The organism is Synechococcus sp. R55.2 (genome assembly GCF_047462075.1).
In the GTDB taxonomy this organism is placed as follows: Bacteria; Cyanobacteriota; Cyanobacteriia; order Thermostichales; family Thermostichaceae; genus Thermostichus.
The window spans coordinates 1-9,845 of record NZ_JANSIH010000064.1 but is presented as its reverse complement, the minus strand read 5'-3'; the positions used below and the strand labels follow the sequence as shown (position 1 = coordinate 9,845).

The 9,845-nt window shown below is 58.7% G+C and carries 10 protein-coding genes and 1 pseudogene; 7 read left to right on the top strand and 4 right to left on the bottom strand.

Annotation, left to right across the window (positions count from 1 at the left end; all coding sequences use genetic code 11):
• From NW838_RS02340 to NW838_RS02325, 4 genes and pseudogenes are all read right to left on the bottom strand, one after another.
• Window positions 1–115 (bottom strand): annotated as a pseudogene (locus NW838_RS02340) (ATP-dependent protease); the annotation flags it as partial.
• 95 nt (window positions 116–210) lie between these two features.
• On the bottom strand, window positions 211–723 hold the full coding sequence (ruvC, locus tag NW838_RS02335; RefSeq protein WP_414329288.1) for a crossover junction endodeoxyribonuclease RuvC: 513 nt from the start codon (window positions 721–723) through the stop codon (window positions 211–213).
• Between the two features lie 10 nt (window positions 724–733).
• The gene (pgsA, locus tag NW838_RS02330) at window positions 734–1,252 is read right to left on the bottom strand and encodes a CDP-diacylglycerol--glycerol-3-phosphate 3-phosphatidyltransferase (protein WP_414329287.1); all 519 of its coding nucleotides are present in this window, start codon (window positions 1,250–1,252) and stop codon (window positions 734–736) included.
• Window positions 1,253–1,330: 78 nt separating this feature from the next.
• Window positions 1,331–2,266: a nucleoside hydrolase gene (locus NW838_RS02325; protein ID WP_414357424.1), complete on the bottom strand. Its 936-nt coding sequence runs from the start codon at window positions 2,264–2,266 to the stop codon at window positions 1,331–1,333.
• 121 nt (window positions 2,267–2,387) lie between these two features.
• Here NW838_RS02325 and NW838_RS02320 point away from each other — a divergent pair, with 121 nt between their 5' ends.
• The 7 genes from NW838_RS02320 to NW838_RS02290 all read left to right on the top strand — a co-directional run.
• Window positions 2,388–3,392, top strand: a complete 1,005-nt coding sequence (locus NW838_RS02320) for a circadian clock protein KaiA (protein ID WP_414357426.1) — start codon at window positions 2,388–2,390, stop codon at window positions 3,390–3,392.
• Between the two features lie 2 nt (window positions 3,393–3,394).
• Window positions 3,395–3,697, top strand: a complete 303-nt coding sequence (kaiB, locus tag NW838_RS02315; RefSeq protein ID WP_011430723.1) for a circadian clock protein KaiB — start codon at window positions 3,395–3,397, stop codon at window positions 3,695–3,697.
• Window positions 3,698–3,725: 28 nt separating this feature from the next.
• The gene (gene kaiC, locus NW838_RS02310; RefSeq protein WP_414357428.1) at window positions 3,726–5,351 is read left to right on the top strand and encodes a circadian clock protein KaiC; all 1,626 of its coding nucleotides are present in this window, start codon (window positions 3,726–3,728) and stop codon (window positions 5,349–5,351) included.
• A gap of 255 nt (window positions 5,352–5,606) precedes the next feature.
• Window positions 5,607–6,689 (top strand): type IV pilus biogenesis protein PilM, encoded by a 1,083-nt coding sequence (gene pilM / locus NW838_RS02305; RefSeq protein ID WP_414427429.1) that lies wholly within the window; start codon window positions 5,607–5,609, stop codon window positions 6,687–6,689.
• A 60-nt stretch (window positions 6,690–6,749) separates the two neighbouring features.
• Complete coding sequence (locus tag NW838_RS02300) at window positions 6,750–7,457, top strand: PilN domain-containing protein (RefSeq protein ID WP_414350597.1); 708 nt, start codon at window positions 6,750–6,752, stop codon at window positions 7,455–7,457.
• Window positions 7,457–8,179, top strand: coding sequence for a hypothetical protein (locus tag NW838_RS02295; protein WP_414329096.1), 723 nt, complete (start codon window positions 7,457–7,459; stop codon window positions 8,177–8,179). Before NW838_RS02300 ends, NW838_RS02295 begins: the two co-directional genes overlap by 1 nt.
• Before the next feature lie 263 nt (window positions 8,180–8,442).
• A partial coding sequence (locus NW838_RS02290; protein WP_414427428.1) for an AMIN domain-containing protein occupies window positions 8,443–9,845 on the top strand: 1,403 nt, incomplete at its 3' end.

Genomic DNA, 9,845 nt, shown 5'->3' with positions numbered 1-9,845 from the left:
TCATGCGGTAGCGGTACTCGAATATGTGCAGCGGCAGAGGGCGGCCCGGAAACAGCACCACCTCCGGCAAGGGAAACAGCGGTAGCTCGCGAACATCCACGGAAGAAGAAGGCATAGGGCTTGTGCTTCTCGCTGTACTGAGTCTAGCCCATCTTTATTGGCCAATCTTTATCTCTGCTAAAGGTAGGGGATTGACAGGGAGGGGATCCCTCAAGAGAAGCGGTGGTGCCAGACTGTGATGGCAATCGCCAAGGCATCGGCGGCATCATCCGGGCGGGGCAAGCTGGGCAGGTTGAGTTCCCGGGCCACGGCAGCTTGTACAGCCTGCTTGTCGGCGCGTCCGTAGCCTGTCAAACTTTGCTTGACTTGGGCGGGCGTAAACTCCACCGGCAACAGATGATGCTGGGCCAAGGTGAGCAGGATCACGCCACGGGCTTGGGCGATGGCAATGGTATTGCCCATTTTGTAGAAAAAAAGTTTTTCCAGCCCCACCTGATGCGGGCGCAGTTGGCGCAGCAACTGGCTCAAATCCTCGTGCAGCGTTTGCAGCCGCTCCGGCATCGAGTGTTGGCTGGGGGTGCTGATCACCCCATAATCCACAGGTTTCAACCCCGCAGATCCCGCCAGAATGCAACCAAAACCCATGGTTCCCAGACCTGGATCTAGGCCGAGGATGCGCTGCTCAGGTGGGGTGTCTCCTCTGTCGGCGAGGGGCGGGGGGATCTGACAAGGGCTATGGCCTGCCGGGTGACTGCGCATGATGGGGATGATCGGTGTGCAGGTAGGTCAGGCCCGAGATCAGGGTGAGAACCACCGCCACCCAAAAACAAGGGATCCCTCCCGGCCACCCCAAAATCAGCAAAGCAATGGCCAGGATTTGGGTTACCGTCTTGGCTTTGCCCCAGAAATTGGCACCGCGGATTTGGCTTTGGTTGACCCGCCAGCCGGCGATGGCCAGCTCCCGCCCCACCAGCAAAAACACGCCCCAAGCGGGGATCCGCCCCAGTTCCAGCAGGCCCAGCAGCGGCGCCAACACCAGCAGCTTATCCACCAGAGGATCCAAAAACTTGCCCATATCGGTTACCAAGCCATAACGGCGGGCCAAATGGCCATCCAGCCAATCGGTTGCCGCCGCCAACAGGAACGCCCAGAGGGCCAACCTCTCCCCCAGTGGGGATCGCAGGCTCAGGCCCAGCAAAACAAAAGGGATCCCTGCCAGCCGCAGCAGGGTGACGGCGGTGGGCAGGTTCACCCACTCCAGCTTGGCACGTTGGACGGCGCTGGGATTCTCCACCTTCGGATCTGGCCTCAAGGATCAGAACTATCAGAATTATCGGTAACGGCCCAGGCGCTCGGTGAGCAGGTGGTAAAACCCCTGGGCATCCACCCCAAAAGCCACCTGAACATTGGCGAGGCGACCACTGGATCCCCAGCGATCCACCACCGTCCGGCCCAGGTTCAAGGGGCTAGCCGTTTCCACCTCGACGTAGCAGGGCTTGAGCTCGAACAACTGCGGCTGTAACAGATAGGCAATCACACAAGGGTCGTGCAATGGCCCTCCCGGTAGCCCGTAGCGTTCTACGTCGACCTTACCGTAAAAGGTGAGCATATTGGCCACCGTCTGCCCAACGCGGGTGCCCAGGGCGCGGATGCGCTCAATCCGCTCCGGCGTGCTGAGGACCTGTTGGGTGACGTGCAAGCCCAGCATCACCACCTCCGGGATCCCGGCGCTGAGCACGATCTGGGCGGCGTGGGGATCGGTGAGGATGTTGAACTCGGCTGCCGGGGTAACATTCCCCTCAAAGGCGGATCCCCCCATAAACACCAGCCGCTGGATGCGTTCCACAATCCGGGGCTGCTGCACCAGAGCCACTGCCAAGTTGGTCATCGGGCCCAGCAAAGCCAAGGTAACCGGCTCAGGGGCAGCCATCAGCGTCTCGATGAGATAGGTTACCGCATGCCGGGATCCCAAGGGCATCTGGGGCTCCGGCAGATCCGCTCCATCGATCCCGGTTTTGCCATGCACCTGCTCGGCAGTTTCCAGAGGGCGCAGGAGAGGGCGGGGACAGCCGGCATACACCCCCATCTGCGGCTGACCGGCCAATTCACAGATCTGTCGAGCATTGCGGCTGGTTTTGTCCAAGGAGACATTGCCAGCCACCGTGGTAATGCCCAGCAATTGCAGCTCTTCTGGCGACGCCATAGCCAGCAGCAGAGCCACCGCATCGTCTTGGCCAGGGTCACAGTCGATGATCAGGGGCACCATAGGGATCTCGGCAGCAGCTCACTCACCCCTAGTTTAGGTTTTTCTCCCGCTCTTTTCCTCTGGCCGGTGAGCGCGGATCCCGGTCAGATTTAAGATAGGAAATATATCTTCATCCTTTGTCTTGTTGCCTGACACCCATCCACTGCGCATCAACCTGTTGCTGGATTGGGAGCCGCCAGCAGGAGAGCCCCTAGCTTGCGAGGACTGGCTACCCCCTGAACGCTTTGTTGTCGAGTGTTTTCAGGATCAAGCTACCTTCCTAGAGGCTCTCAGGAGACAAGACGGCCATGTCGATTGCTTGGTGCTCCTGGTGGATCCCACTCGGCTGCAAGAGCTGCACGATCTGGGCAATCAGCTCTGCGCGTGGGGACTGCTGCTGCCGACGGTGTTGGCGATTGTGCTGGAAGAATCCCACCTGCAAAAGGAAACACCGGAGACGGAAGGAGAGATCCCTGCCACCTCATCTTTGGTGAAAGCATTGCTCAAGCGAGAGCAGTTTTTCTACCACAACGCCACCCTCGTCCGTCCCATTTCGCCACAGGAGCTGAAGGGGCAGGTGCGGGCCGACTGTACCGCTTCGGGATCCCCTTCCGTCTTGGAGCTGCTGGTGGATCGGGCCATCGCCTTGTTTCTGCAGATGTCTCCCACTTGCGGCCTCCCGCAGGGCCCAGTGCATCCCAGCGATCAGCCCTACCTGGCTTACAGCAACCAACAACAGCGACGGCTGGCGGAGAAATTGCGAGAACGGCTGAGCTATGCCGGAGTGTACTATCATCGTGACCCGGAGCTGTTTTATCGCCGCCTTCCGCCCCACGAGCAGCGAGCTTTGATGCAACGGCTGCGCGGCCTTTACCAGGCGATTGTCCTGGAATACTTTCAGTCTCCCGAAACCGCCAATGCCCGCATCGATGAACTGGTGGCCTTGGCCTTTTTTGCCGATATCGGCGCTGCTCAACTGCTGGAGCTGCACATGAACTTGATGGAAGACTTTGCCAAACAATTGAAGCTGGAAGGCCGCAGCGAAGAGATCCTGCTGGATTACCGCCTTACCCTGATCGATGTGATGGCCCACCTGAGCGAAATGTACCGCCGCTCCATTCCCAAAACCGCTCCAAGGGATCCTTAGATATGTCCACTCGCAAAGCCTATGTTCTCAAGCTCTACGTGGCGGGCAACACCCCCAATTCTCTGCGTGCCCTCAGCACCTTGCAAGACATCTTGGAAAAGGAGTTCCGCGGCGTGTACAGCCTGAAGGTGATCGATGTCTTGAAAAATCCGCAACTGGCAGAGGAAGATAAGATCTTGGCAACGCCGACCTTGGCCAAAATCCTGCCGCCACCGGTGCGGAAGATTATTGGCGATCTGTCCAACCGCGAGAAAGTGCTCATCGGCCTGGATCTGCTCTACGAAGAATTGGACGAAGAGGCTTGAGACAGGCTGCAGGAGCAAGGAGAGTGGGATGAACCAGTCATTGGGGCCTTCTGAGCCAGAAAAGCCACAAGATAACACCGCAGAGGACTCCACCGAACCAACCCCAGACAACCACCGGGCGGATCTCTCAGAGCTGCGAGGGATCCCCAAAAAACAGACGGGCATCGAGGGCTTTGAAGACATCAGTCACGGTGGGCTACCCCTGGGACGCACCACCTTGGTCAGCGGCACCTCCGGCACCGGCAAAACCCTGTTTGCCATGCAGTTCCTTTACAACGGCATCGTGAAGTATCAAGAGCCGGGGATCTTCGTCACCTTCGAGGAAACCCCCGCCGATATCATTCGCAATGCCTCCAGCTTTGGCTGGGATCTGCAGGCCCTCATCGACAGGGGCCAACTGTTTATCCTGGATGCCTCCCCCGATCCCGAAGGCTATGAGGTGAGCGGCAACTTTGATTTGTCGGCCCTCATCGAGCGCATCCAGTACGCCATTCGCAAATACAAAGCCAAGCGGGTCTCCATCGACTCAGTGACAGCCATCTTTCAGCAGTACGACCCTGCCGGTGTGGTGCGGCGGGAGCTGTTCCGCCTGACGGCCCGCCTCAAGCAGGCCAACGTCACCACCGTCATGACCACGGAGCGCACCGACGAGTACGGCCCCATCGCCCGCTACGGCGTAGAGGAATTCGTCTCCGATAACGTGGTGATCCTGCGCAACATCCTGGAAGGAGAGAAACGGCGGCGCACCATCGAGATCTTGAAGCTGCGGGGCACCACCCACATGAAGGGGGAATATCCCTTCACCATCACCAACGACGGGATCAACATCTTCCCCCTGGGAGCCATGCAACTGACCCAGCGCTCCTCCAACGTGCGGGTCTCCTCCGGCATCGAGAAGCTGGACGAAATGTGCGGCGGCGGCTTCTTCAAAGACTCGATTATTTTGGCCACCGGCGCCACCGGCACGGGCAAAACCTCGCTGGTGAGCAAATTCCTGGAGCGAGGCTGCCTGGATGGGGAACGCTGCATTCTCTTTGCCTACGAAGAGTCGCGGGCGCAGCTTTCCCGCAACGCCTCCTCCTGGGGCATTGAGCTGGAAGAGTTCGAGCGGCGGGGCCTCCTCAAGATCATTTGCGCCTACCCAGAATCTGCCGGCCTGGAAGACCACCTGCAGAAGATCAAAACCGAGATGATGGCCTTCAAGCCCTCCCGCATGGCCATCGACTCCCTGTCAGCCCTGGCGCGGGGAGTGAGCCAAAATGCCTTCCGCCAGTTTGTAATCGGGGTAACTGGCCTGGCCAAGCAGGAGGAGATCACCGGCTTTTTCACCAACACCACCGACCAATTCATGGGATCCCATTCCATCACCGAATCCCATATTTCCACCATCACCGACACGATTATCCTGCTGCAATACGTGGAGATCCGCGGAGAAATGGCCCGCGCCCTCAACGTCTTCAAAATGCGGGGATCCTGGCACGACAAAGGGATCCGCGAGTACCTGATCTCCAACGCAGGCATCCAAATCCGCGATTCCTTCCGGGGCTACGAGCGCATCATCAGCGGATCCCCGACCCGCATCAATGTGGATGAGAAAAACGAGCTCTCCCGGATTGTGCAAAACGTCCAGGCCCTCGAGGAAGAAGGGTTGTGAGCGGTTACAACAGTTCCGTGAGTGGGCGCGGCAACAGACCCGTTGAGTCAAGCGAATTTCCAACACCGCTCAACACCGCGCAAGCCCTGCACTTGCGGCTGGCAGGGAGGGATCGGCCCAGACAAGGATTTCCCCGCGGCCAATGGCGAACAGTGGTAACCCACCTACAAATTGGGTAGTATGCCTCTAGCAGTAGCGCAAAGGGCGGGGTTTCCCGGCGTGTTTAGTTTTTTTGGTGGTTCCAAAACCCGAACCATGCTTGGGGTGGACATCAACCCCGAGCGCATCGCCGTTGCCCAACTGAAAAAGCAGGGCAATGGTCGCTATCGTTTAGCCCACTACCACAGCGTGGACATGCCAGAAGGGGCGATGATCGAAGGACGCATCCTCGATCCGAGCACAGTTGGCTTGATCCTGATGAATTTGCTCAATGAAAACAAGGTACCCACCAACCTGCCGGCAGCCACAGCAGTGCCCGTAAGGGAGGCCATCGTTCGTCTCATTCGCCTGCCTGCCGACCTACCTGCCGATGAGCTGCGCCGGGTGGTTTTGGAGCAGGAGGCCGAACTTTACATTCCCTATCCGCGGGATCAGGCGGATGTCGACTACCAGCCCTTGGGTCTCGATCTTTCCCAGGATGGCATTGAGCGCATCGAAGTCTTGCTGGTGGCCATCCCCAAAGAGGTGGTGGACAACTACCTGGAGGTGCTGCAGGTGGCCAACTTGCAGGTGCGCTGTGTGGAGCTGGCCAGCTTCTCCCTCATTCGCACCATCCGCGATCAGCTAATCCAGTACGGCCCCCAAGAGGCCGTGTTGCTCAGCTCCATCGGCTACGACAGCAGCGAGATCAGCATTTTGGTGAACGGGATCCCGCAATTTACCCGCACCGTCAACATCGGCACCATCCACATGCGGCAGGTGCTGGCCCAATCCCTGAATCTGCCGCTTAGCCGCACCGGCGACCTGTTGCGAACTCTGAGGTTACCCTTGATCAACCCCACCGATATTTTGGCCACGGGAGAACAGCCAGCGCCCAGCAATCCCGGTGTAGCAGCAGTAACGCGCGTTGTCTCCGATTTGGCGGATGAACTGAGGCGCTCCATCGACTTCTTTACGAGCACAGAAAGCAGCTCGCCTGTGGTGAAAGTACTGCTGGCCGGAACTGGGGCAAGCATCGGCCAAATCGACGGCTTCTTATCTCAGTCGTTGAGCGTGGCGGTGGAGTTGGCGGATCCCTTTGGCAACATTGTCGTGCCGGATTCAGTGGAACTGCCCCTGGAGGAACGCCCAGCAATGGGAGTGGCCCTGGGGTTGGCGTTACGGGAAGACACCAAGTAGCGGCAGCAGGCAGCGCAAGCTCGCCCAACCGATGGAATAGCGCACAAGGCGGTTAAAGAGATGTACACACCGGAGATCAATTTCCTCAAAGAAAGGCCGGATGTCCTCACCACAGCTCGAACAGGTGGGGGAGCAGTAGTCGCAGCTGAGGCTGCAGAGGGATCCCAGAATTGGATCCCGGCCATTGGCCTGGGGGTTGCTGTTGCTGCTGTAGCGATGGGAGCTTTTTGGTATTTCCAAGACAGCTTTTCCCGCCAGAGAGAAACCTTGAGGGCGGAGCGGGCTCGCCTTGACAGTGAGCTCAGCACAGCCAATGCTGAGTTGTCCCAGCTGCAGAATGCCAATCAAGAGCTGCAAACCATTCGCGCCCAAACGGAAGGGTTCCGCTCCTTTCTGGGATCCGTCCAGCCTTGGTCGGCCATCTTGGAAGAGCTGCGGCGCAAGATCCCCGGCCAGGGGGTATGGATAACCAACATCAGCGCTTCCGGGGATACCGTCAATATCCAAGGAGGGGCGCTGGACTTTCCCCTGGTGAACGACTTTTTGCTCACCCTGCTGGATTCCAACTTTGTTACCAGCGCCGTCCTGAACAGCAGCTCCCGGGTGGACGGCACAGACGTAACCGAGCCCAGCGTTACCTACGGCATAACCGTAACCATCCGTACCCTGGGGGATCCTGACCCAGAATTTACCCGCGAGCTGGAGCAGCGGGGAGCGATAGGCTTGGTTGAAAAGATCCGCATTTTGCGTCGAGTGGAGGCGAACTGATGACTGGATCGGTTGAAGGTTTTCCCGACGAACAACTGGTGGTTCCCCCGGCAGGGCCGCCGGTACTGCTGGGCGTGGAGCTGACCCCCATTCGAATTGGTCTTTTAATCGGGATCACAGGGCTAGGCGCGGCGGGGTTTCTGGCCTTCACCCAACTTCGCCCCTTGATCGAGGAGGTACAGGCTTTGGAAAGGGAGGTAGCCAACAAAACCACCCAGTTGCAGGACATAAAGAGCCAGATTGCCAGTTTGCAAGATGTGCCCAATCAGGTCGAGAGAGCTCGCGTGGAGCGGGAACAGATCAGTGCCCTGCTCTCCACCCCCGAGAATGCCGACACGCAACTGCTGGATCTCAACCGGCTGGTGCAGGGGCAGCCCAACAGCGAGCTGCGCAGCTTTAGCCCTTCTCCACTGACTCCAGCGTCTTCGGCCAATCCGGAAGTGCCTGGGATCATCGCTCCCGCCATCCAAGTGCAGACCACCCGTGTCGCTCTGCGTGGCCCCTATACGGAGCTGATCAATCTGATGGGAGATATAGAACGTCTGCGCACGCTGTTCCGGGTGAGCAACATCAGCTTAAATCCTGTTCAAGACACAGGGGAACTGGACGCTGCTTTTGATTTGATTGCCTACATCTACAACAAAGACGTTCCGTTGGGCACTGCTCCTGCACCTGAAGGGCAAGCCCCCCCTGAAGGAGAACAGGCAGCACCCAGCCAATAGCCTAGCTATGCTTCGGCTCAGGGGGAGATCCTGCCAGTGCGGGATCCCTTTTGGGTTTTCAGAAGACGGGAACAATCGCCGGTGCAGCACAGATAGTGTTGCCAAATCGAAGATCTGGGAAAAATTTCTCCCGAAATGGCTACAGGTAGTGGCAAAGTCCGAGATTTCGGCTTTGATTAGGGAAGCACGGGGTGAACGAGGCCAAAGGCACCCGTGGCGAGGCTAAGCAAGAACACGGTTGGGTGAAGGAGTGAGGTGTGAGGATGATGAACCGTCGAGTTGCTTATGGGTGTGCGTTGGGCTTGATCCTGTCCCTGCCCCCATTGGCCTTAGAAAGCCGGGTCAATGAGGCAGCCGCTCAACAGTTGACCTCCGCAAACCCGCAACGCCTCAGCCGCATCACAGATATCCGCCTGGTGCCCAACGGCAACCGCATGCAGTTGGAGATCAACACCGAAGGGGGCGCTCGCCCACAGGTGTTCTTTACCCAGCAGGGACAATCTTGGATCGGGGACATCACCAATGCTCAATTGAGCGGAAGCCAGGGCCGCTATCGCCAAGAGTCTCCCCTGCCGGGGGTGCGCTTCATTGAGGCCCGGCAGTTGAGCAACGACAGCGTGCGGATAGAAATAGCCGGTGTGGCCGCAGCTCCCCAAGGCTTGCTGGCTCGGCGCAGCCCGACGCAGTTGGTCTTCGACTTTGAGGGCCTACCCTCTGCCCCACTGGCTCCCCTAGCGGCGGTTCCCCCTCAACCCTCGTCCAACCAAGCAGCGCCCGGCCAACCGGCGTCACTAAACCGACCTCAGCCCGTGGCTCCTGCTCCTCAGCCCGCAGCTCCTGCCCCTGCCTCCCAACCGGTCGCTCAAAACCCTGCCCCTCCGCAGACAACTCAAGCGGCTCCTCCTGCACCTGCTGTTCCTGCTGCACCCGTGATTTCTCAGGTCCCCCCTGTGGGCCAGCTCAACCAACCTCAATTGCCGCCGGGAAGTTTGCCCACCGAATCTCCTTTTCAGGGGAGAGCTGTGGCTCCTCCTGCTGGCGATATTGCCGTTGGCACAATCCTGCCTGATCCACCTACAGTGGATCTCGGATCCAATGCCAGGATTAGCTTGACCTTGAAAGATGCTCCTGTGGGCGATGTGCTGAGCTTGTTGGTGCGGCGAGCAGGGTTGAATGTGGTGCTCAACGACGTCCCACCCGATCTAACCATCTCTCTGGATGTGCAAGACTCGCCCTTACAGGAGACATTCAACTTTATCTTGCGGCTAAAACAGTTGCAGGCCCAGCGAAGGGGCCAAACCGTATTTGTTGGACAAAACCTGCCAGGGGTGACTGGGATCCTGGTGCGCAATTACCGCGTGAATCAGGCAGTCGCCACCGATTTGGCCAGTCGGCTGGAAGGAGTTTTGAACGCCGTTGCTCCCGGTGCCCAATTCGTTGTGGACGAGCGCACCAACTCCATTACGGTGATCGGCAACTCGCGGCAGCAGGACATCGCGGCTGCTCAGATTGCCCAATTGGATGTGCGTCGGCGACAGGTTTTAATTTCGCTGAGGGCAGTTGATATTCGGCTAAATAACAACGAGAGCCTTTCGATCAAACTAGGGGGAGCTTCTGGCAACTTTGCTGTCGGAACTTTAGGGGACGCCAACTTTGGTGGTCAACC